This is a genomic window from Peptostreptococcus russellii, assembly GCF_900110295.1.
Taxonomy (GTDB): domain Bacteria; phylum Bacillota; class Clostridia; order Peptostreptococcales; family Peptostreptococcaceae; genus Peptostreptococcus; species Peptostreptococcus russellii_A.
Window position 1 is genome coordinate 1 of record NZ_FODF01000007.1, and the last position, 24914, is coordinate 24914.

A 24914-nucleotide genomic window follows, 5' to 3' on the forward strand; every position below is an offset into this window, starting at 1 on the left:
ATAACCATATATCTAATACCTTTTATATTTTTGTAGTCACTGCTTATAATTTTTAAATTTTTATCGCTAATTCCTAAAATTTTTGTTATACTATTATTTGAACACATATGATTAATCCTTTCTTATTTTTTTGTGGTGATTAAATTATACAATGGATTTCGTATGTGTTCATCTTTTTTTTGAAAAAATAGTGTTGATAGCAATTTTATCCATTTTCGTCTTACGACGTTTATGGATTATTTATTGCCATCAACACTAAATATTATAGAGCCCTTTTATTTTAAGAACCTGATATGTTTATATTTTCTAACATTATGCTAGGTACATATGAACCATCAAGGGTTATTTTAGAATCACTTCCTATTTCTACAATAGAGTTTAAGAACTCTTTTATATTTGAAGACATTATAATCTGGTTAACTGCTCTTTTTACCTTTCCTGATTCCACAAGAAATCCGTTGCAAGGAACAGAAAACTCTCCTGAAACAGGATTTAGCCCAGAATGAAGACCTTGGATAGATGTTATAAGCAAACCATCTCCCATTTTCTCTAGCAAAGATTCAAAGTCAGTATCGCCCGCTTCTATCAATAAATTGCTAATTCCAGGGAATGAAGTCGACTTGTAGCTTCTAGCTGCACTTGCAGTAGTTTCTACTCCATCCTTATCGGCAGTTTCAATATTATGTACGAAACTCTTTAAAACTCCATCTTTGATTATTTCTAAATCCTTTTTATCTACACCTTCATCATCAAAACTTTCTATAATGTTTGTTCCAGGTAAAACTTTTACATCTTTCATAGTAAGTTTGTCAAAAGCTATTTTTTCATTTAAAAGTCCCTTTAAGGGAGACATATTTTTTTGAACACTTTTGGCTGAAAATGCTGATTCTAATGCTGATAAAAGGCTTGATACCTCATCATTAATCAGTATAACTTTATACTTACCACTCTCTACTGATTCTGCTCCAAACTCTCTTTCAGCTTTTTTAACTGCATATTTTGCAATTCTTTCAAAATCACAATCCATAAAGTTATCTTTTAGTTCAAACTCTATTCCAGACTTCATTTCATCATTCTTTTTCAATATTGCATATGAATATACATAAGCATATGAATTTTCTTCATATTTTTCAAGACCATAAGTATTTGCAATATATTTTCTACTAGATATTTCTACACCCTTACCTTCTATTTGGTGTATAGAATCTGACATTTTTTTAGAAACTTCATACATTCCCAGTATTTTTTCTATCTTTTTATCTGACTCCACTTTTTCTGATTGAAATTCTCTACTTATAGCTTCCTTTTTTTCTGGCTTATAAATATATATTTTTTCTTTTTCACCGACAACTTGCATTGATTGGTAAGCTGTATCAATTAAATAATCTATTGAATTTTCACTTATATCCTCACTATAAGAATATCCTTCCATATTTTGAAAAATACCTCTAAAAGATACACCTGCTGTTTCTGAAATAGTAAATTTTTCAAGTTCGTCATCATAAGTAGATACAACAGTTGTATTTACACTATTAATATATATCTCACAGTTTTCAAATTTCTCTTTTGCCTTTTTAAAAATCTTTTCCTTAAATTCTTTATAGTTCACAATAACACCTCTATTCTCTTCCGCCTACTGTTAGACCTTTTATTCTTACCTGAGGTTGACCTACACCTGCAGGGATTGATCCTGAACTAGCACCGCATACACCTTCTGCAAGCTTTAAATCTTTACCTATCATATCTATATTCTTAAGCACTTCCAAACCAGTACCTACTAAAGATGCTCCCTTTACAGAATGATCTATTTTTCCATTTTTTATAATATATCCTTCCATAACAGCAAAGTTAAATTCTCCTGTTACAACATCTACTGATCCGCCACCTAACTTAGCCGCATAAAGACCAAAGTCTACTCCTGATACCATTTCTTCAAAACTTGAATTGCCCTTATCTATAAAAGTATTGTTCATTCTAGATGTAGGAGCATACTTATATGATTGACGTCTAGCTGATCCTGTAGATTTCATCCCCATTCTCTTTCCATTAAGATTATCTACAAGATATGATTTTAATACACCATTTTCAATAAGCACATTTCTCTGAGTAGGAGTGCCTTCATCATCTATATTGGAACTTCCCCATTGATTCTTTATTGTTCCATCATCTATTGCTGTTACCAAATCAGATGCTATTTTTTCACCTAATTTTCCTGCATAGACAGATGAGTTCTTAGAAACAAACTCTGCCTCTAAACCATGCCCACAAGCCTCGTGAAATAAAACTCCACCAAAAGCATTATCCATTATTACAGGCATCTTACCAGAAGGTGCATATGGTGATTTTGCCATTGTAACAGCTACTCTTGCAGCTTCCTTTGCTATATCATCTATATCTATCGTATCAAAAAACTCAAATCCCATTGCAGCGCCTGGGCTAGAACTTCCAGATTGAATATCTCCATTATATGAAGCTACTGCATTTTGCATAATTCTAGTTCTAACTCTTCTATCTCTTTCAAAGAGACCTTCGCTATTTGCAATTAATATTTTTTGATCAGAGTCAGCATATGCTGAACTTGCTTGAACTATTATCTCATCATAGTTAAGCATTATATCATGAGAATGTCTTAAAATATCTAATTTCTTCTTCAACTCAACATCAGCTGGATAAATCTTTATTGGAGTATTATTAATTTCTATGTCTCTATTTATAAAATTCATGACTTTTTTCTGGCTAGGAGATTTAAACGCCCTAGCAGCTTCCTTGGCAACACTTATTAAATTATTTTCTGAAACATCATTTGTATAGGCATATATTGTATTAAACCCCTTTATAAGTCTTATACCAACTCCAAAATCATTTCCCAAAACAGCATTTTCTATTTTATTATCTGAAAAAAGAAGATTTGTATTAATTCTATCTTCTGCAAAAATCTCTGCAAAATCTGCCCCGCTATCTATAGCAGCTGTTATTACATTATAAACTACTTTTTTATCTAACATATTTCCTCCTTCTTGCCTTTCACTTTTCATCTATATTACTATTATTATAAACTTTTATATTGTATTTTACAAATTTAGTCAAAGTCTCTATATCTTTTATATACTCTTAAATATTTATTTTAAACTTTTATTATAACAAAAAAGTGGCTCTTAAGAACCACTTTTCATTTCTTTGATTATACATCGCCTACATGTTCTTTTAAAATACTAATCACTCATAAGTACACACTTATTCTTAAATTATTCTAAGTATCTAAATCATAAATTTAGCCAATTAAATTATGGATTTATCTGTGCAAAACGTTTTTCTTTTTCTTAAATAAACATACTAGGCAACCATCTGTATCTCTCATATTTTTTATAATTTTCGCTACTATAATCAGGTACATCTTCAATATCATCAAATGAATCTTCTTGAAGTTTAATTATCTCTTCGCATAAAGAATCTACCTCTTCATCACTTATGTCTACTTCTACTGTGCAATTAGCATCTTCTTCCATCATTCCCAACTTCAACAGCTCGTAATCTTCTTCAAAAATTTCAACTGCTATTTCCGGACGTAGTTCAGACATCAGCTCTTTAAACGAAAGTGCTATACCCTTATCAATACTTGAAATCTTCATGTCAACCCCCGTATATATCTCAAAAATTTGTTATCATATTATATTGTACTCTCTTAGATATATACTTGTAAATACTATTTTAATTATTTTAAATAAAATAACCATATTTCCATGGTTGTATGATATTATTTTGACAATTTTTTCTATTATTTTTAAGAAAATGGCAGTTTTCCCCATTATATTACTATTTTTACTAACTATATTTTTTTATATGAATTCTATAAACAAAATTTTAACATTTTTTTGTAATTCATAATAATGTTTTTCAAAAAAATGATTATAGAAAACTTTTGGATTATCTTTTCTTATAGAGAAAAATAGCTGCCATATAGGCAGCTATCTACTAAAAATAAAAAACAATTTTAAAAAGGAACCATTTATTTAAAATGAAATTATAATTATAGTATAGCATATTTATGGCAAAATACAAGCTTATTCTTAAATAAAGTTGATAATAATAGAATTAATCTATTGCTAATTTTATTTTTTTATATTTTTACCTTTTATAATTAATTTAGTATATATTAATTATATTAAGTTTATCCTAAAATTATTTTTTCTAATAAAAACGTTTTCAATTTATTTTAGTTATTTTCTAATATTTATTACGTCTTTATAGCATTTTTATTTATTTAACTAATAATTCATATAATTATATTATTATAGTTATTTTTACGTCAAAATTTAATATTATAAACTCTTTAAAAATTCTATTTTTATATATTAACTTTTCTATTGACTAAAAAATTTGACACATTCATTGTTCTGATGTATATTTAAATTAATAAAAGATACTTAATCTTTTAAATAGTTTTCAATCCCTCCACATACTTCCAGATACGTTCTGACGTGGAGGTTTTTTATACAAAAAATATAACTAAAATATAAATATATTGTTCAAAAATACTCTAAAATGAACTTTTGTATCTTAATCTTTTGTATTTTAAAGTTCTTAACTATTGTATTCTTTACAATTTATTTTATATTTTTTGTTTTAATTTTAGAGGTGGTTATTATGTCAAAAAATCCTGAATCAGAAAAACATCTGTCCTTTGAAGAGCAGATTGATTTGTTTATGGAAAGAGGTATGTTTGTCGAAGATCGAAAAAAGGCTGCAAAGATATTAAAAAATATAGGCTATTATAAGTTAAAAGACTTCACCTATCCTTTCGCAAAAGTACACAAGCATAAAAATAGAAAAGACAGTATTGAATATTTCAATATTTCCTTTAATGAAGTTGTTTTTAGATATAATCAGGATAAAGACTTTAGACTATCTCTTTTACATGCAATAGAGGATATTGAAGTTTCCATAAAAACACAAATTGCCCATACTCTAAGTAGAAAGTATGGTGCTATGGGTTATCTTAACTTTGCCTCATGGTCAAATAGAGAAAGCAACGATAAAAAGAAAATAAATAGTATAGAAAAGCAATTCAAAAGCACCCTACATAGCGCTGTAAAAAGAGTAAAAAAATCTGAATTTGAACACTATAATATATTAGGAGATTTTCCTACTGTTTGGGTTATGGTAGATATTATTTCTTTTGGAGATGTAATCAAGCTACTTGATTGTATGTCTACTGCAAACCTCAAGGAAATTGCATCTCATTACAATTGTACTAAAAATGAGCTACTTACTTGGATGAATCTTATTAAACTCGTAAGAAATATTTGTGCTCATAATAAAAACGGTATTGATCTTCAAATTAAAACAATGCCGATAATAAGAAATGAATGGAAAAAGTTTTTATTTATGTATAGGGATAATCAGGCCAGCAATAGAATTGCCTTTATTATATGTATAGTTATGTACTTGGTAAATGAAATCAACCCTGACTACTCTTTTGACTCTATATGGAAGCCCCTTGACAAACTGATCAATGAAAGTGATAAAAGGGCAATGAGATATGGTTTCAAGAATTATGAGGCTACTATCAAATTAAGAGAATACATTAAAAATCTTAAAAGATAATAAAAAAGCGATTATAGATTTTTTTCTATAATCGCTTTTTTTATTAATAGCTAGCCCTACCTATTGAATAGTATTTTACTCCCTTTTCTTCCATTATCTTGGGATCATAACAATTTCTTCCGTCATACACTATAGGACTCTTCATAAGCTCTATAAACTCTTCAGCCTTTATATTCTTAATTTCACTCCACTCAGTCATTACAAAACATATGTCTGCATCTCTTAAAGCATCTTCTATCTTTTCACAGTAATTGATCTTATTTCCATATATCTTCTTGGCATTTTCCAGACCTACTGGATCATAGGCAAATACTGTAGCATCTCTTTCTAAAAGACTGTCTATATTTACAAGTGCTGGAGCTTCTCTTAAATCGTCTGTTCCAGGCTTATAAGTAACTCCTAGCACAGCAGCCTTTAAACCTTCAAAGCTTTCTATGTCCTCTGCAGCCTTCTTTATTAACTTCAGTTTTTGAGCTTCATTTACTTCAATAGCTGCACTAACTGTTTTTAGTTCATATCCGTTTGAATTTGAAAGCCAATGAAGTGCCTTTGTGTCTTTAGGGAAACATGAACCCCCATAGCCTATACCTGCTCTTAAAAACTTTGATCCTATTCTATCATCAAAACTCATTCCATATGCAACATCTTCCACATTTGCGCCTACTATTTCACACAAATTCGCTATATCACTCATGTATGAAATTTTAAGAGCTAGGAAATCATTAGAAGCGTATTTTATCATCTCAGCAGAATTTCTATTAGTTATAACTTTCGGAGAATCAAATCCCTCATAAACTTTTTCAAGAATTTTTCTTGCTTTATTGCTTTCAGTTCCTATTACTATTCTAGAGGCTTCAAGAGTGTCTCTTACAGCTGTCCCTTGAGCTAAAAACTCTGGATTTGAAGCTAACTCAATCCAAACATCATTTTTAAGATGTTTTTTAATATATTTTTCTATTGTCTCATTTGTACCAGCAGGAACTGTCGACTTAATAACTACAAGACAATCTTTTTTTACAAAATTGGATATCTGCCTTGCAACCTGTTTTATATACTCAAGATTTGCCGAACCATCAGATCTCTCAGGAGTTCCAACAGCTATAAAGATAACATCTGCATCTTCATAGGCGCTCTCGCTATCTGTTGTAAAATCAATATTTCCATTTTCAAGACCTTCTTTTAATAGTTCTTCAAGATTTTCTTCGTATATAGGCGACTGCCCTTTTTTTAACTTTTCTATTCTATTTTCATCTACATCTACACACACAACATTATGAATTCCCTTGTGTGCTAGACATACCCCTGTTACTAAACCAACATATCCTGTTCCAGCAATAGCAATCTTCATACAACTTCCTCTTTCCATTTTAATTTCTATTTTTTAATCTTTAATATCTCTTCAAAAATTCTGTCACAATTGTGGGAATCCCTAATATTAAAGTCCTTATTTATTCTTTCAAGATATTTCTCTTCGATTTTAAATTCTGTGTCCATAAGTTTTATTAAATAATCAACTAACTTTTCTTCATCTGAGTACACAGGTCCAAAGCCATCTCTATCATAATCAAAATATCCCATTTTATAATGTTCTTCTATTGAGTCAAACTGATAATAGGCTTGTGGCTTTCTCATATATGCAAAATCAAACTGAATAGACGAAAAGTCAGTAACCATTGCCTTTGAACTTTTTAAAAGTCCTTGAACATCATACTTATCCTTAGAAGCCAATATAAGCTCACTATTATTACAATCAAAACAATCAATATATGGCTGTATTTCATAGTGAGGATAAAAGACAAGCTTTATCTTGTGTTCTTTTAGAACTTTTTCCAATCTTTTATTGTTTATAAGTGAATTAAATCTATTGAAATACTCACTACTCTTAAAAAGCTCTACATCTCTCGTATCGCTTTTCATATAGGATGGAGTAATAATATTCTTCCTCCATGTCGGCATTATCAATATTTCATCTTTTAATTCAAACTCATTTAACTTGTCATATCTAGCTATACCTGTCTGAACAACTTCGCCAGAATCATAACCATAAATACTAGAAGATATTGATTCATACTCTCTTTTTGTCGTAGTTATAAACAAATCAGCCTTTATTTTATTTTTTGCAAGAAATTCACTTAAATCGTGAAGTATTACTCCATGTTGTAAAAATACAAATACTTTTTCATCTTTCCTATCTATTAAAAGTTTGTATAGTTTATAACTCCAAGGCTCTAAAAATCCTGCATGTGAAGATATGGCATACTTTGCAAGTATATAGGCTATCTTGTGTTCAAAACTACCATACTCTATAAGCCTATCTTTATAAGGCTCTACCTTTTTATAATCATCCCCTGAAGCTTCCTTATCAATTACATATCTAGCATTTATCTCAGGATGCTTTTCGCAAAGATATTCAAAAAAACAAAAGCCATTATCCTTAGCCTCAGTACCTCTCTCCGATATTATCCAAAGGTCTTTGTACTTGGGGTCATCTTTGTATGCTTTTGCTTTGAAATTATAATATATCATACTAAAAGACTGCTTAGTTAGTCTTATAATCTTCTCTACTTTCTCTTTTATTCCCATAAAAAATCAACCATTCCTATTTCATATTATTTTATATTGACCTTAATCCTAATCAATCTACTATATTATATCACAAGTATATTTTTTTTAAAAGAATCACATATCTATACATTATCTATACTAAGAAATCTAATTAGAAATATATTTTATATTATAATTTCAAATTTTCATATAAAAAATACCTCCCGTAAAAAATACCTCCCGACATAGGTCGGAAGGTATAATCATTAATAATTACTACATAACGCTCTGACAAGCTGTTATTATACTTAGCTTATAAACATCTTCTGCATTACATCCTCTTGATAAGTCAGTTATAGGCTTATTTAATCCCTGAAGTATTGGACCTAATGCTTCGAATCCACCTAATCTCTGAGCTATCTTATATCCTATATTACCAGCTTCTAGAGATGGGAATATAAATACATTAGCATGTCCTGCAACCTTAGAACCTGGAGCCTTCTGACTACCTACTGATTCAACTATAGCAGCATCAAACTGTAATTCTCCGTCAAGTTCTAATTCTGGATCTAATTCATGAGCAAGCTTTGTAGCTTCTTCAACCTTAGTTGCTAAATCATGCTTAGCTGATCCCTTAGTTGAGAAACTTAACATAGCAACCTTTGGGTCTATTCCAAACATTTTTGCAGTCTTTGCACTTTCTACTGCAACCCCTGCTAGACCCTCAGCATCTAGTTCTATGTTTATTGCACAGTCACCAAATATGTATCTAGTGTCGTCCTTCATCATTACGAAAGCACCACTTGTTCTTGATACGCCTGGCTTAGTCTTTATTATCTGAAGAGCTGGTCTTACAGTATCACCAGTTGAATGAACTGCACCACTTACCATACCGTCAACCTTGCCCATATAAGTAAGCATTGTTCCAAAATAGTTTTCGTCAAGAAGCTTCTTCTTAGCATCTTCTACAGTTGCCTTCCCCTTTCTTCTTTCAACGAAAGAATCTACCATAGCATCGAACTCATCATAGTTAGCTGGATCAACTATTTCAACACCTTCAATATCTATATTCTTTTCAGCAGCTACTGCCTTAATCGCATCTACGCTACCTACTAGAACTGGTACTAATATACCTTCCTTGTGTAGTCTTGAAGCAGCTTCAAGTATTCTTGGTTCCTTTCCTTCTGGTAGTACTATTCTTACATTCTTACCTTCAATCTGAGCCTTTAGGCTTTCCATTAATTCCATTTTATACCTCCAAATATTTATTTAATACGGTTTATAGAGTATCTACCGTATCTAAATCTATCATAACGCGAGTTACTGTAGGCATATATTCTCTACTATCCCTAAGTTTTGCGTCTTTAAGCTTGATTCCTAAATAAGCAAGCCCTGTAAATGCAAATCCAATCAGCATACTATACACTTCTAGCATATCGCCACCTATTGTATTTTTAAGGACATAGTATCCTCCTACTGTACCAATAAGCAAAGCTATTAGCGGTATTCCATACATTATCCCCAATGCCTTCATTACATTTACCTTTTCCATACTTACCTCTACATAGTCACCAACCTTGGCACCTGCAGAGTTGTCGACCTCAACAATAAGATCTTGAGATTCACTACTTGTCTTCGAACTGAAGCACTTTCCACACTTCGCTCATGCAGATTGCCTCTGCATTTTAAATCTTGCAGTTTTTTCGTCGACTATCTCAACAATATATCCTTTTTGGTCCATACTTTAACCTCATTTTCTAATACACAAACTGTAAATAAACTTATTATAAATAAGTATTTCTATTTTTCTTCTTTAACATCTACCTTTATACTTAACTCTTCTAACTGCTCATCATCAGCAAATGACGGTGCATTTGTCATAGGGCAAACAGCATTTTGATTCTTAGGGAAAGCTATGACTTCTCTTATATTATCTGCACCAGCAAGAAGCATTACAAGTCTATCAAGACCAAATGCCAAACCACCATGTGGTGGAGTACCAAACTTAAATGCATCTATAAGGAATCCAAATTTATTGTAGGCTTCCTCATCAGTAAATCCTAAAGCTCTAAACATCTTCTGCTGTATTTGAGAGTCAGATATTCTTATTGAACCTCCACCTACTTCATAACCGTTCATTACTATATCATACGCCTTTGCTCTTAGCTTATGCTTGTCTCCAGTTTCCAAATCATCAACATCTTCATCTAAAGGTGAAGTAAATGGATGATGCATTGCTGCAAATCTTCCTGTTTCTTCATCTTCTTCAAATATTGGGAATTCTGTTACCCATAACATATTAAACTGGTTTTTATCTGCTAATTCTAGCTTCTCTGCAACTGCTATTCTAACCTGTCCTAAGGCATTGAATACTACAGAGTCCTTATCAGCTACAAATAATAGAAGATCCCCTTCTTTTGCATTCATAGCCTTTACTATATTTTCAAGTTCTTCTTCTGTAAAGAACTTAGCTATAGGAGATGCTACTCCTTCATCTGTAATCTTCATCCAAGCAAGTCCCTTAGCCTTATAAGTCTTTGCGTGATCTTCTAAGTGTGAAATTGCCTTTCTTGTGAACTTTTCAGCTCCGCCTTCTACATTTATACCTCTTACTGAGTATCCTTCCTTAGCACATCCTGAAAATACCTTAAATCCACAATCTGCTACTGTATCTGTAATGTCTACAAATTCTAGACCATATCTTGTATCCGGCTTATCTGAACCAAATCTTCTCATAGCTTCTGCATATGTAATTCTAGGGAATGGAATCTCAACGTCCTTATTTAAAACCTGTTTAAATATTTCTTTAAGCATTCCTTCCATTATTGTCATTACATCTTCTTCTTCTACAAATGACATTTCACAGTCTATCTGAGTAAACTCTGGCTGTCTGTCAGCTCTTAAATCTTCATCTCTGAAACATTTTACTATCTGGAAGTATCTATCCATACCACTTACCATTAGTAGCTGCTTGTATAGCTGTGGTGACTGTGGAAGTGCATAGAACTTTCCTTCATTTACTCTTGATGGAACAAGATAGTCTCTTGCACCTTCTGGAGTAGGTTTTACTAAGAATGGTGTTTCTATTTCACAGAAATGATTATCTGATAAATAATTTCTTACAACATTTGTAACCTTGTGTCTAAGCATAAGATTTTTCTGCATCTTAGGCTTTCTAAGATCTAAGTATCTATACTTTAATCTTAAAGATTCACTTACTTCATCGTCATCCTTTATATATATTGGTGGTGTTTGAGATTCATTAAGAACTCTAAGTTCTTCTGCAAATATTTCAATATCTCCAGTAGGCATATTAGCATTCTTAGACTGTCTTTCACATACCTTACCTCTTACTGCTATTACATATTCGCTACCTAGCTTTTCTGCCTTCTTAAAAGCTTCTTCGCTAACATCTGTATCAAATACAACCTGAGCAATTCCAGCTCTATCTCTCAAATCAACGAAAACAAGTCCACCAAGATTTCTTTTCTTCTGAACCCATCCCATTATTATTACTTCTTTTCCTATGTCAGAAGCTCTTAAATCTCCTGCATAAGAAGTTCTCTTAAATCCTTTTAAATTATCCAATTAAAGTACCTCCGATTTATAGTTCCTTTTTTAGCTCTTTTACAAGTTCACTTATTTTTACTTGTTTTTGTTCGCCAGTTTCCATATTCTTCAACGATGCTTCATCTTTTTCCAATTCATCATCGCCTATTACTATAGTATATTTGGCATTTATTTTATTAGCATATTTAAACTGAGCCTTAACACTTTTGTCAAGATGATCTTTATCAGCTGATATATAATTGCTTCTAAGTTCCTTCAATATAGCAAATGACTTTAGCTTTGCTCTATCTCCTATAGTTACAATAAATATGTCTGTAGGAGCTGGTTTTTCTATTTCTATATTATTCGCCTCAAGTGTCAGCATCAATCTCTCTGCACCCATCGCAAATCCTATACCACTATATCCTTCTGGTCCACCTATTTGTTCCACTAGACCATCATATCTTCCTCCGCCACATACTGTTGACTGACTTCCTAATCCATTTGCAATTATTTCAAATGCTGTTCTTTTGTAATAATCTAGTCCTCTAACTATTTTCTTATCTACTTCATATCTAATGCCCATTTCATCTAGATATTTCTTCAAAGTCTCAAAGTGTTCCTTACAATCGTCACATAAATTATCTGCAATTAGAGGAATATCCTGAATATTTGCCTGACAAGTCTCATTTTTACAATCTATAACTCTCATAGGATTTTTTTCTCTTCTATCATTGCATAAGTCGCAAAGTACATCTGACTTAGCCTCAAGATATTTTTTTAGTTTTTCATTGTATGTTTTTCTACATACTGGACAACCAACTGAATTTAATGAAACACTTAGATCTTTAAGACCTACTTCGTTTAAATACTGCATTGCAAGTTCTATTGCTTCTGCATCTAAAGAAGGTGTATCACTTCCTATGGCTTCTACTCCAAACTGATGGAATTGTCTCTGTCTCCCTGATTGTGGTCTTTCATATCTAAAACAAGGAATTATATAAAACAGCTTTGTAGGCTGTGCATCTGCATACATTTTATTTTCAATAAACGCTCTTATAACTCCTGCAGTACCTTCAGGCTTTAAGGTAATACTTCTATCACCTCTATCTTTAAAGGAATACATTTCCTTCTGTACTATATCTGTAGTGTCTCCCACACCTCTCTGAAATAATTCAGTGTGCTCAAAAATAGGAGTTCTTATCTCTTCATATCCATAAAGTGAGCAAAGTTTTCTAAATTTGCTTTCAAGGTAATTCCACTTATATGATTCTGAAGGGATGATATCTTTAGTTCCTCTTGGAGCTTTAATTACCATTTTTCTCTACCTCCCTGTATTTTTTCAATATCATATCGTCTACTCTTTCCAAATATACTTGTAGATTTTTTACATCATCTACTCTTTCTATTCTATTTTCATCAAGATAGACAAACTTTGAAACTGCACCCGCGCCTATTGCATAGTTCGACTGCTTTTCTTCCATTATCTGCATATTATACAGACACTCATATCCTTCTTTAGCATAGCCTATATTTTCTAGATTTCCAAGCATATGCTTTTGTCTATACATATAATACGGATTATACCCGTATTCATCCATATATTTTCTAGATAAAGATATCATATCTATTACCGTCTGATATCCTATTAATGCATCTTTATATGATTCCATATTAATATTTAAATCTGATGCTCTCTTTAAAGCCAGAGTATGTACTGTTACACTCTCAGGATTTAAAGAAACAATTTCTTTCATAGTATTTTCAACCATATCTAGATTTTCTCCAGGTAGCCCCAAAATCAAGTCCATATTTATATTGTCAAATCCTAATTCTCTTGCCAGAATAAAACAATCTTTAATGTCTTCTACACTGTGTTTTCTTCCTACAAAATCAAGTGTTTCTTGATTCATAGTCTGAGGATTTATACTTATTCTAGAAACATTGTTCCTCTTTAGAGCTTCAAGCTTTTCTCTTGTAATACTGTCAGGTCTACCTGCTTCAACTGTAAATTCTTTGATATTTGAAAGATCCAATCTCTCAAATAATCCCTGAATAAGATATTCTAGATCTTCTGCTTCTAATGCAGTCGGTGTTCCTCCACCTATATAAAGAGTCTCTATTTCTTTTCCCTGTTTTTCAATTATATCTGCTACACCTTCAGCTTCTTTTAAAACAGTTTCTACATATTCATGTCTGTAACTTCCAAACTTTTCCAAAGGATGTGAAGGGAAGGAACAATAAAGACATCTAGTAGGGCAAAATGGTACACTTACATATAAAGATATTTTTTTATCTGTTACAGGATATATAAAGGGTCTCTCCCTAAGCGCTATATCTATTATTAGATCAAGCTTCTCATCCCTAATAAGATACTGTTTCTTCATATTTTCTCTTATATCTTCAATTTCTAGACCATCATCCAATAATTCCTGAACTATCTTGACAGGTCTAATACCTGTAAGAATTCCCCAAGGAACATTTGCATCAAATTTTTCATTTAAATAATAAAACAAACTTCTCTCGATTATTCTTTTAGATATTGTTCTAATATTATTATCTAATTTTTTATTAGTTTTTGCAAATATTTTTTTATTGTGCTCATTATTATCTACTATTACTGTAGATATATTACCACTTTTTAGAGAATCTGTCATTCTATACTCAGAATTTAAGATATTTTTATTGCCTAAAATGCCTGATTTTTCTGCAATAATACTATTTTTTTCTTCTTCACTAATTTTTCTTATATATATCTTTTCCGAAATTTCTTTTTTATATACTTCAACTGAATTTTCAAATACTATAGTTTTAGTGAAAAGCTCAACACGGTCCTCTTTTCTCTCAACTTTTAATTCATTGACAACTAGTTCTGAATTTTCAACATCTTTGATAACGTCAAAATCTTCTGAGCCCTCCACAAAGGAAAACTCAGAAGAAAATAACTTCAAAAATTCAGCGATTTCGTATTTGTAATCGTGTCCTTTTAACAAAACTCGCATACTACTTCACCAATTTCATATAATAATTGCTCTTATTTTCTGCAGCAATTGTACTTGATGGTCCGTGTCCAGGATATATAGTCATACTGCCATCTAACTTTGAAAGTTTCTTCAAAGAATTTAGCATCTTTTCATAATCCCCACCATATAAATCAGTTCTTCCTATAGAACCCATAAATAATGTATCTCCAGTAAATATCTTATCTTCATTAACTATACACATTCCACCAGTAGTGTGACCTGGAGTGTCTATAAAAGTAAATTTATGCTTACCCATTGTCAGTTCATCACCTTCTGATACATAGATATCGGCTTCAAACTCTATTCCGCTTGTATAAAAATCACTACTTAAATTTTTCTTAGCGTCTATAAGCATTTCTCTTTCATTTTTATTTGCTACAACTTCTGCACCAGTAATTTTCTTTAATTCCTCAACATCTGCAATATGATCCGCATGTGAGTGAGTAAGAATTATATATTTAACCTTAAGATTTTTATTTTTTATAAATTTTGCTTCTCTTTCAAGACATAAAGCAGGGTCTATAATTACTGCTTCTAAAGTGTTTTCATCATAATATATATATGAATTTTCCTGCATCATCGAATCAATAAATACTTCTATTTTCATTGCTTCCTCCTAAAAATTTTTCTTAGAATCAATAAGGAGTGTAACAGGTCCATCGTTTATTAATTCAACCATCATATGCGTTTGAAATCTTCCTGTTTCTGTCTTGATTCCCATTGCCTTTGCTTTGTTTACAAAGTCTATATAATATTCGTCTGCCTTATCAGGTCTTGCTGCATCACTAAATCCTGGTCTTCTACCTTTTCTGCAATCTCCAAATAATGTAAACTGGCTGACTACAAGAAGTTCTCCTCCTACATCTTTAAGCGAAAGATTCATCTTGTCATCCTCATCTTCAAATATACGAAGATTTACTATTTTTTCAACCATATATGAAGTGTCTTTTTCAGTGTCGTCTTCTCCTACACCTAATAAAACTAATAAACCTTTTTCTATTTGTCCTGTAACTTCTCCATCTACTTTTACATTAGATGAAACAACTCTTTGTACTACTGCTCTCATTGTCTCTCCTAACTATATACCTATCTGCCCTTTACCCTTCTAGCAGTTTCTACGCCAGGTATATTTTTTATTTTTTTCATAATATCATTTAACTGTTCTTTTCCATTTACTTCAAGTATCAAAAATACATTGATTCCAAGTTCATGACCTTTTCTTGCATATATTCCAGTAAGGCTTATTTTCTCATTATTTATTACATGAGTAATTTCATTTACCATGCCTCTTCTATCAAGTGCCGATACCTCTATTTCTGCCTCAAATCTAGAATTATTATCCTCTACCCAAGACACTTCTACCATACGACTACAGTCTTTTTCCTTATCTCTTATTAGATTTTCACAATCAACTCTGTGTACCGTTACTCCTCTACCTCTAGTAATATATCCTACTATATCATCTCCTGGTAATGGATTACAGCACTTGGCAAATCTAACATATATTCCTTCTAAACCATCTACATGGACTACAGTGTGTCTTTTTTTATCACGTTTCTTCTGATTCGTCTTGGACTTTTCTACTTCTATATTATGTTTTTCAATATCTTCTTCAAGGTTTGCCTTACCTTCTTTTTCTTGCTGTCTCTCAGTCTTTAAAAGTACATCTTTAACTTTTGTCAAAACCTGATTTGCAGCAATTCCACCATATCCTATAGTTGCAAGAAAATCGTCATAATCTGGTTGATTAAACTTTTTACCAACTTCCTTTAAAATATTTGTGATTTCAGGATCGCTTCTATTTATATCATTTCTTTTGCATTCCTTGTCGAGAATTTCAATACCTCTTTCAATATTTTCTTCTCTTCTTTCTTTTTTGAAAAACTGTCTTATTCTATTTCTTGCATTTGGAGTCTTAACTATATTAAGCCAATCTCTGCTAGGACCTGGAGAATTTGAAGAAGTTAGAATTTCTACTATTTCTCCATTTTTCAAGTTGTATTCAAGTGGAACTATTCTTCCATTTACTTTCGCACCAACACAGGCATTACCTATCTTTGAATGTATTCTATATGCAAAGTCTATTGGAGTAGCTCCATTTGGAAGCTCAATTACATCTCCTTGAGGTGTAAAAACATAGACCTGTGCACTAAAGACATCGTCTTTTAGAGCATCTAAAAACTCATGTGGATCTGTAACATCTTTCTCCCACTCCATCATTCTTCTAAGCCACTGCAATCTTTCATCAGCCTTAGAAACATCTTTATCTGTTATGCCTTCTTTATACTTCCAATGGGCAGCGATACCAAACTCTGCTATATCATGCATTTCATGAGTTCTTATCTGTATCTCAACAGGTTCCCCATCTGGACCTACTACAGTAGTATGAAGTGACTGATAAAGATTGGGCTTTGGCATGGCTATATAATCCTTAAATCTTCCTGGTATAGGTTTCCAAAGAGTATGAACTACCCCCAAAACCGCATAACAGTCTTTAACTGAGTCTACTAGAACTCTTACAGCTGTTAAATCATATATTTCATCAAAGCTTTTATTTTTCTTCTTCATTTTTCTATATATGCTATAAAAATGCTTTGGTCTACCATATACTTTACATGGTATTTCCATTCTCTCAAATGTTTTAGTAAGCAAATCAACTATATTTTGAATATATTTTTCTCTTTGCTCTCTTTTCATCCTTACTTTTTTGACTAACTCATAGTATCCCTGAGCATCTAAATATCTTAAAGAAAGATCTTCAAGTTCCCACTTGATTTTTGATATACCAAGCCTATGAGCTATACCTGCATATATATCTAGTGTTTCCTGTGCTTTATATTTAGCTTTTGCAGGATCCATATATTCTAGAGTTCTCATATTATGAAGTCTATCTGAAAGCTTTATAAGAATTACTCTCATGTCCTTTGCCATTGCCAAGAACATCTTTCTTAGATTCTCTGATTGAGACTCTTCTTTTGTCATGTACTTAATTTTACCAAGTTTGGTAACACCATCTACTAGTATAGCGACATTCTTGCCAAACTCTTCTTCTATGTCTTCTAATTCGTAGTCTGTATCCTCTACAACATCATGTAAAAGACCGCCACATATTGTATCTTCATCTAGCTGCATATCTGCTAATATATTGGCAACAGCCTTTGGATGAATAAAATACGGTTCACCAGATTTTCTGAATTGACCTTCGTGTGCTTTTTTTGCTAAATTGTAAGCTCTTGCCACCTTATCAAAATCAGCATTTGGTGAATATGTTTTTATTTTTTCTATTAATTTTTGTAAATCTTCATCATACATAATATCACCTCTCTAAACTAAAAACTCGCTAAATTTAATAAAAAGCGACAAGAATAAATAATTATTCAGTATAGTGTATAAGAGAATTTACTTCATATCCCTCAAGATGCTTTCTTCCATTAAGAAAATCTAGTTCAATAAGAAACTCTATATCTACAACTTCACCGCCTAATTTTTCTACCATTTTGGTAGCCGCCGCTATTGTACCACCTGTTGCAAGTAAATCATCTACTATTGCTACTTTTGTTCCTGGCTTTATAGCATCTTTGTGCATTTCAAGAATATCAGTACCATACTCAAGGCTGTACTCATATGATATAACTTCTGCAGGAAGTTTCCCAGGCTTTCTTATAGGAACAAATCCTATACCTAATTCATATGCAACAGGTGTTCCCATTATAAAACCTCTAGCTTCTGGTCCTATTACAAGGTCTGCACCCTTTGCTTTAACATTCTCTGCTATCTTCTTAATTGCATATCTAAATGCTTCTCCATCCTGTAATAATGTTGTTATGTCCTTAAATCCTATTCCAGGCTTTGGAAAATCCTGTATATTTCTTATTTTTTCTTCTAAATTCATTTCTTCCTCCATTTTGACTAATTGATAACCTTCTTTGAGTTAAAAAAACTAACTATATTATTCTCTTCCAAATTTAATTTATTTTTTGGTTTTGGAAGTAATTCAAATTCAAATAAATCATTGTCGTAGTCCACACTATACTTGATAAGATTTTCAGTTGATAATACCTTTAGTATTATATGGACCTTAATAGGAGAAAGACCTAAATTATGCACAAATTCGCTATATTTCATACTTAGTCCCTTATTTGCCATAAAAAACTTATATGCCAAAACAAATTCATCTCTGTTAAAGAAACTTTCCCTATTTTTATTTCTGATATATACATAGTCGCTAGAATTGAAATTTATTAAAAATTCCGAATCATTTCTCTTAGATTCTAAAATATATTCTATTTCATTACAATTATCAAAATAATCATACATAATAAGTTTATTATATACTTTAAAATCAGTTTTATCAATATTTGACAAGAATATATAGTCAATTTTTTTATCCGATAGTAGATTAATGTCGGACTTTGCTCTATAATAGCCATTCATACTATTGACTATAAGTAAATCCCCATCATCTAATAAGTCTGTAATATATTGAATTCTAGCGATTTCAACTGCATTTTTATCTTCAGTTTCTTTCTTTTTTTCCTTCTTGCATATATACCCAATTTTTCTCTCCGATAAATTATATTTTTTATCGTGTATTTTTGATTTATTTGAATCTATTAAGTCAATTTCATTTAAATTGTTTATTTCTCTATTATAAAAGTATTCTTCCTGTTCTTTGTTTGAACTTCTATACTTACTTATAGCTTTTTCAATATTATCTATATTTAAAAGTTTTTCAATTTCTTTCATATTGTTCGGATATTTCAAAATGTTCTCTGGTCTGCTTAGTCTAATATCTTTTAATAAAAGTTGAACTTTTGTATTCCCATTGAAAGTATTCTCATCTATTTGAAATACTATATCCACCAAATCTCCTATATCAAAATTATCCATCAAATGGCTTAAACCAAATCCTATACACTCAAAATCTCTAGACTTTTCTATATTTAATTTTAAATGATTTTTGTCTTTCCCTATTAGGTAGGCATTTTTTACATAGCAGTCCCTCAAAAGAAAATACGGCGTAGGATTTTTTATTCCAAAAGGTTCGAGAATATGGAGTTTATCTACAAAAGCCAAATCAACTATTTTTTCATCAATTTCATATTCTATCTTAATTTCCTCTATAAGATCTTCTTGCTCAAGTTCATAATCTGCTATTTCATTAATTTTATCTCTTAACTTATCTATATTTTCAACTTTTACAGTAAGTCCTGCCGCTTGTTCATGACCACCAAACTTTTCCATAAGCTCTTTGCACTCTGATAGAGATGCAAACATATCAAATCCCTTTATAGATCTAGCTGAACCTGTTGCTTCATCTCCTTCTATACATAAAAGTACTGTAGGTTTATAATATTTTTCTGTTAGTTTAGATGCCACTATTCCTATAATACCATGGTGCCAATTTTCTCCTGCCAAAACAAGAACCTTATCGTCTTTAAATCTCGGATTAGATTTTAGCATTTCTTCTGCTTCTTGATATATTCTAGCTTCTATAAGCTGTCTTTCTTCATTTTTCATATCCATTGCAAGAGCTAATTTTTCCGCTTCTTTTTTATCCTTAGTAGTAAAAAGCTCTACTCCTAAATTAGAGTAGCCAAGTCTTCCAGAAGCATTTATTCTAGGTCCAATTGCAAATCCAAGATGAGAACTTCTTATTTTAGTATCTTCTAACCCACATACTTTAACTAACTCTCTCATCCCAATATTATCTCCGCTACCTATAAGTTCAAGACCGTTTTTTACTATTATTCTATTTTCATCAAGAACAGGCATTACATCACATATAGTAGCTAATGAAACTATTTCAATATACTTTCTTATATCTTTTTTAAAATCTTCACCGCTTAATCCATGAATTAATTTAAAGGCAACACCACAACCACATATTCCCTTAAAAGGATATGGACAAGCTTCTTGCTTTGGATTTATTACTGAATACGCATTTGGAACTTCTCCTTGACACTCATGATGATCCGTTATTATTACATCCATTCCCAATTCATTGGCAACTTCAACTTCTTTAATAGATGTAATACCACAATCTACTGTAATCATCAGCTGAGTTCCCAGTTCATAAACGTACTTAACAGCATCTTCATTAAGACCATAGCCCTCTTCTAATCTATTTGGAATATAGTATTGAACAGGATATCCTATTGAATCAAAATATATCTTCAAAATAGATGTAGATGAAACACCATCTACATCATAATCACCATATATACATATTTTTTCTTTATTAGAGATTGCTTCTTTTATTCTACTTACAGCCCTATCCATTCCCTTTAACAAAAATGGATCTCTTAAAAAGTCAAAAGAAGGATTTATATACATTTTTATGTCTTCAAGCTTTTCTATTCCTCTATTTATCATTATATCGGCTATATTTTTATCTATACCTAGATACTCTGTAGCAGAGTTTCCATGTGGCATTGATTTTTCTTTTAAAAGCCACTTCTTCATAATGCACCTCCTATCTATTTTTCAATAACTTTTTCTTAAAAGAGCTAAATACATAGTCTATTTCATCAATTTTTAAAACTTTCACTATTACAATATATAAGGCTCCACCTAGAGCAGCACTTATACCTAGCATTAAAAGGCTTACTATTTTAGAATCGCTTAAAATACCAACTCCAAAATGGTAGGAAGTTTTAACAACTATAGCCATAATAACTGTAGCTATAATTGATTTTATAAATGTTGCTGTCATAGATTTGAAGTTAATACCATTAATCTTCTTTCTAAGTGAAAGAAGGAGTATCACTACACATACTATTGATGAAACACTTGTTGCAAGTGCTATTCCAGATATTCCCATATATTTTACCAAAATCAAGTTTAAAACTATATTTATAACAACTGCTATTACACCATTGTACATTGGAGTCTTAGTATCCTGCATTGAATAAAAAACATTAGCTATTACATTTTTAAGACTAAGTCCTATTAATCCTATTGAATAAAAAGCTAATGCAGCTGAGGTCATCTGAGTAGCTGCACTATCAAAAGCACCTCTTTCAAATAGCAACACTACTATTGGCTCTGCCAAGACAATGGCTATTGCTGTAATCGGAAGTATCATAAGTATTACAACATTTATAGATGTTTTTATATACTCATTAAATTTTTCATATTGTTTTTCTGATTTTAGCTTTGAAAGCATTGGATAGATTACTATTGTAATGGACGATATAAACAATCCCAAAACAAAAGTATTTAATCTATCGGCATATTTCATTGCTGAAATACTACCTACTGCTAATTGAGAAGCTAAAGTTCTATCTACCATAGTATTAATTTGACTTGCACCTACACCTATCATAACAGGCATAGTAAGCATCATCATTTCCTTAATATATCTATCCTTAGGATTATATACTAAACTGTACTTATAGCCTCTTTTTTTAGACCTTGGAATCTGAAAGAAAAATTGTGATGCCAAGGCTAAAACTGCACCTATAGGTAATATATACAAACCAAAGTATTTACTTAAAACAATACTAGCAATAATTATTATATTAAAAGGAAAACCTATCATTCCTGAAATATAATACTCCCCCTTACTCTGCAAATAGGACTGCATTATCTTTGAAAGTCCTGAAAATATTGTTCCAAATAATATTATTCTTGTAAACTGCACTGTCAACTTTAGGGCTTGCTCATTAAAACCACTTGCAAATATTTTAGCTAAAGGTTTTGCAAAAATAAAAGCAAAGATAGAAATAACAATTCCTATACTAATGGTAATATTAAGCACATTATTTGTAAAATAATTGCCTTTCTCTTCTCCACCCTCTTTAATATTATCAAAGAATAGTGGTATATATGTAGTTGATATGGCTGTACCTATTACTTGGAATACCAATCGTGATATATCTAAAGATACGAGATATACATCGCTGTACATTGTAGCGCCATAAAAAGCACTTAATACAAGGTCACGACCAAATCCAAGAACTTTGGAAATCAATGTGATAACCATTAAACCTATAGTGGCTTTAGCTACTTTACTCATAAATTCTCCTTTTACTTCATTAATTTTCTATACTTTTTATTACTTTCCAAAAATTTTATTAATCTTATACTAGAAGTAGCTGTATGCATTTTTTTTCTAAAATTATTGTCATAATTACTTTTAGCAATAAGTTCCTCTATACTAAGGCTTGAAAATATTTCAGCTGCTTCATATCTTTCTTTTTCAAAGATATCTATATTCAGCTTCTTTTTATCCATAATTTTCAAGGTAGAAAAAGTGATATACTTTTGGCTTTTAAAAAAATCATATGCCTTCCATTTTTTTTCAGCTTCCTCTTTATCTAATTTACTAATACAATTTAATGCCTCACCCTGTATAGAGTTGTTTATATCATATAAATAAAACTGTGTGTTTTCCCTTATCTTACCTTCTTTTGCAAGCTTTAAAATAGCTTTGTAAGCTGCAAAATGATCATCATTGCACTCATAGGGAGCTGTTAAAAATATTGCATCATAATCTGATAATACTATACTTTTTTCTATTTTTTCTGCCAGCTTATCTATATTATTCAGTAGTGTTTTATTGATAAAATTAAGAACAACATTTTTATCAATACCGTATATTTCACAAGCCTTTTTAGCTTCCTCTAATCTTATTTTTGAGCTTACTATATCATCTTCACTTAGTCTGCCATCTGTCAAATAAATAATATCTAGCACTACTCCCTTTTTATTTAACTTTGCCATTGTTCCACCAAGTCCTATTGATTCGTCATCTTGATGTGGTGATACTACAAGTGCTTTTTTCATATTTTTTATTGCAGAATCAATATCTTTTATAGAGGACTTATTATTTTTTATTTTTTTATAATAGTTATCAAGATATATAGCGTTTGCTATATTAAATGTTGGCTCTAAAACACTTTTTACTGCTTTTTTTAACATATTTTTACCTTCCAAATATTTTCTTTTTTATTTTTTTAAATGCTTTTAAAATAAGTTCTTTTTTATATGCCTTATATGTTAAAATATCATCTTTGTCCTTAACTGAATCTATAAAGTATCCCTTTTCTTTATAGAATTTATACTCACTTTTCCAGTCTATTTTTTTTGCCATACATGCTCTAATATCATAGGACTGAAGCACCCAATAAGCACTTACTTTACTCCAGTCAAATAAAACTTCTTTTTCTTTATTTGGATTTAGCATATCTTTGTATATTCTATATACAAAATCATTTCCTATTTTATCATTGATATTAGCTTCTATAGGAAATCTTCCATTTACTTCAATTAGAACAAATTCCTTATATTTCTCAGAATACTTAAATTCAATCATGGCTATACCAGTGTAGTCCTTTTCTTCCAAAAGTTTCACTGACAAGTCGGCAAGCTTTTTATTATCTACTGTAATGTGACAAGAACCAGTTCCATTTTCAATTGGGTACTCTCTCAACTTCTTTACAATGTTGCCTATTATACAATATCCGAATTCATTTCTATACATAGTAATACAATAAAGATTTTCTGTTTCTCCCGCTATTACTTCCTGTGATATTGAACCACCCTTGCTAGACAGTTCATCTAAGTACTCTTTTAATTGAGTCTTATCATTTGCTATAAGAACCTTTTTACCCATTCTTAAAGTATGAGATAGAGGCTTTATCATTACAGGAAATTCTTCTATTTTGTATTGACTATCTCCCGTATAAGTTTTTGGCACTCTTATATTTTTTAAATTATTTTTCAATAACTTTTTGTCAGTTATATTTTTATATTCTTCTATTTTTTCTTTTATTGGCAAAATATAATAGTCTTTTATTTCATCAAAATGTTCTAACATCTGATCCATAGTTTGATCGCCATCAGTGAAAAATACTATTTTTTTATCACTAACTTTTCTAAACTCCTTAGCTATTTTTATTATATATTTTATCCAATCATTTTTGTCTTCTATACAAAGGGCATTCTTTCCAAGTGCCTCTATAAGATATCTTTCATGGCTTATTGCAATAATATCTACACCATACTTTTGAAGTCCTCTCTTGATTCCAAGTGAACCTACATTATGCATTGCAATAAGTACAGGATTTTTTTCTAAATTAATATTTTCAAATAATAAACCATAATCTATGTTTTTATTTTGCATTTATTTAAAAACCTTTCTTTCTATAAAAATATACAGTTATAAGCAGACAGCTTACTTCTGTAATA

At 30.9% G+C, this 24914-nt stretch carries 18 protein-coding genes and 1 pseudogene; 1 reads left to right on the forward strand and 18 read right to left on the reverse strand.

What is annotated here, in order from left to right; genetic code table 11:
• Positions 1-280: 280 nt before the first annotated feature.
• From BMY82_RS05275 to BMY82_RS05285, 3 genes are all read right to left on the reverse strand, one after another.
• Positions 281-1609, reverse strand: a complete 1329-nt coding sequence (locus tag BMY82_RS05275; protein WP_180366742.1) for a TldD/PmbA family protein — start codon at positions 1607-1609, stop codon at positions 281-283.
• A 10-nt stretch (positions 1610-1619) separates the two neighbouring features.
• The gene (locus tag BMY82_RS05280) at positions 1620-3005 is read right to left on the reverse strand and encodes a TldD/PmbA family protein (protein WP_091975452.1); all 1386 of its coding nucleotides are present in this window, start codon (positions 3003-3005) and stop codon (positions 1620-1622) included.
• 315 nt (positions 3006-3320) lie between these two features.
• Complete coding sequence (locus tag BMY82_RS05285; RefSeq protein ID WP_091975454.1) at positions 3321-3629, reverse strand: hypothetical protein; 309 nt, start codon at positions 3627-3629, stop codon at positions 3321-3323.
• 1015 nt (positions 3630-4644) lie between these two features.
• On the opposite strand from BMY82_RS05285, the gene BMY82_RS05290 reads away from it, so the two are divergent.
• Positions 4645-5604 (forward strand): Abi family protein, encoded by a 960-nt coding sequence (locus BMY82_RS05290; RefSeq protein WP_180366743.1) that lies wholly within the window; start codon positions 4645-4647, stop codon positions 5602-5604.
• A 43-nt stretch (positions 5605-5647) separates the two neighbouring features.
• Here the strand turns inward: BMY82_RS05290 and BMY82_RS05295 are convergent, their stop codons facing one another.
• The 15 genes and pseudogenes from BMY82_RS05295 to BMY82_RS05365 all read right to left on the reverse strand — a co-directional run bounded on the left by BMY82_RS05295 (position 5648) and on the right by BMY82_RS05365 (position 24849).
• The gene (locus BMY82_RS05295; RefSeq protein ID WP_091975458.1) at positions 5648-6952 is read right to left on the reverse strand and encodes a UDP-glucose dehydrogenase family protein; all 1305 of its coding nucleotides are present in this window, start codon (positions 6950-6952) and stop codon (positions 5648-5650) included.
• Positions 6953-6978: 26 nt separating this feature from the next.
• Positions 6979-8187, reverse strand: a complete 1209-nt coding sequence (locus BMY82_RS05300; RefSeq protein ID WP_091975460.1) for a CDP-glycerol glycerophosphotransferase family protein — start codon at positions 8185-8187, stop codon at positions 6979-6981.
• Positions 8188-8424: 237 nt separating this feature from the next.
• On the reverse strand, positions 8425-9396 hold the full coding sequence (gene pta / locus BMY82_RS05305; protein ID WP_091975462.1) for a phosphate acetyltransferase: 972 nt from the start codon (positions 9394-9396) through the stop codon (positions 8425-8427).
• A 31-nt stretch (positions 9397-9427) separates the two neighbouring features.
• Positions 9428-9793: pseudogene (locus BMY82_RS05310) on the reverse strand (SoxR reducing system RseC family protein); the annotation flags it as partial.
• A gap of 155 nt (positions 9794-9948) precedes the next feature.
• Positions 9949-11736, reverse strand: a complete 1788-nt coding sequence (gene aspS, locus BMY82_RS05315) for an aspartate--tRNA ligase (RefSeq protein WP_091975465.1) — start codon at positions 11734-11736, stop codon at positions 9949-9951.
• Positions 11737-11752: 16 nt separating this feature from the next.
• On the reverse strand, positions 11753-13015 hold the full coding sequence (gene hisS / locus BMY82_RS05320; protein ID WP_091975467.1) for a histidine--tRNA ligase: 1263 nt from the start codon (positions 13013-13015) through the stop codon (positions 11753-11755).
• Positions 13005-14699 (reverse strand): coproporphyrinogen dehydrogenase HemZ, encoded by a 1695-nt coding sequence (hemZ, locus tag BMY82_RS05325; RefSeq protein ID WP_091975469.1) that lies wholly within the window; start codon positions 14697-14699, stop codon positions 13005-13007. Before hemZ ends, hisS begins: the two co-directional genes overlap by 11 nt.
• 1 nt (position 14700) lies before the next feature.
• Entirely contained in the window at positions 14701-15327 is a 627-nt protein-coding gene (locus BMY82_RS05330) for an MBL fold metallo-hydrolase (protein WP_091975471.1), read from the reverse strand.
• 9 nt (positions 15328-15336) lie between these two features.
• Positions 15337-15786: a D-aminoacyl-tRNA deacylase gene (gene dtd / locus BMY82_RS05335; RefSeq protein WP_091975473.1), complete on the reverse strand. Its 450-nt coding sequence runs from the start codon at positions 15784-15786 to the stop codon at positions 15337-15339.
• 20 nt (positions 15787-15806) lie between these two features.
• Positions 15807-18032: a RelA/SpoT family protein gene (locus BMY82_RS05340; protein WP_091975475.1), complete on the reverse strand. Its 2226-nt coding sequence runs from the start codon at positions 18030-18032 to the stop codon at positions 15807-15809.
• A 61-nt stretch (positions 18033-18093) separates the two neighbouring features.
• On the reverse strand, positions 18094-18612 hold the full coding sequence (locus BMY82_RS05345; RefSeq protein WP_091975477.1) for an adenine phosphoribosyltransferase: 519 nt from the start codon (positions 18610-18612) through the stop codon (positions 18094-18096).
• A gap of 17 nt (positions 18613-18629) precedes the next feature.
• Positions 18630-21185, reverse strand: coding sequence for a single-stranded-DNA-specific exonuclease RecJ (recJ, locus tag BMY82_RS05350; RefSeq protein WP_091975479.1), 2556 nt, complete (start codon positions 21183-21185; stop codon positions 18630-18632).
• Positions 21186-21195: 10 nt separating this feature from the next.
• Positions 21196-22740 carry a murein biosynthesis integral membrane protein MurJ gene (murJ, locus tag BMY82_RS05355; RefSeq protein WP_091975481.1) on the reverse strand — a complete coding sequence of 515 codons (1545 nt, stop codon included), beginning with the start codon at positions 22738-22740 and terminating at the stop codon, positions 21196-21198.
• An 11-nt stretch (positions 22741-22751) separates the two neighbouring features.
• Complete coding sequence (locus tag BMY82_RS05360; protein ID WP_091975483.1) at positions 22752-23645, reverse strand: PIG-L deacetylase family protein; 894 nt, start codon at positions 23643-23645, stop codon at positions 22752-22754.
• 4 nt (positions 23646-23649) lie between these two features.
• The gene (locus tag BMY82_RS05365) at positions 23650-24849 is read right to left on the reverse strand and encodes an ATP-binding protein (RefSeq protein ID WP_091975485.1); all 1200 of its coding nucleotides are present in this window, start codon (positions 24847-24849) and stop codon (positions 23650-23652) included.
• Between the last annotated feature and the right edge of the window lie 65 nt (positions 24850-24914).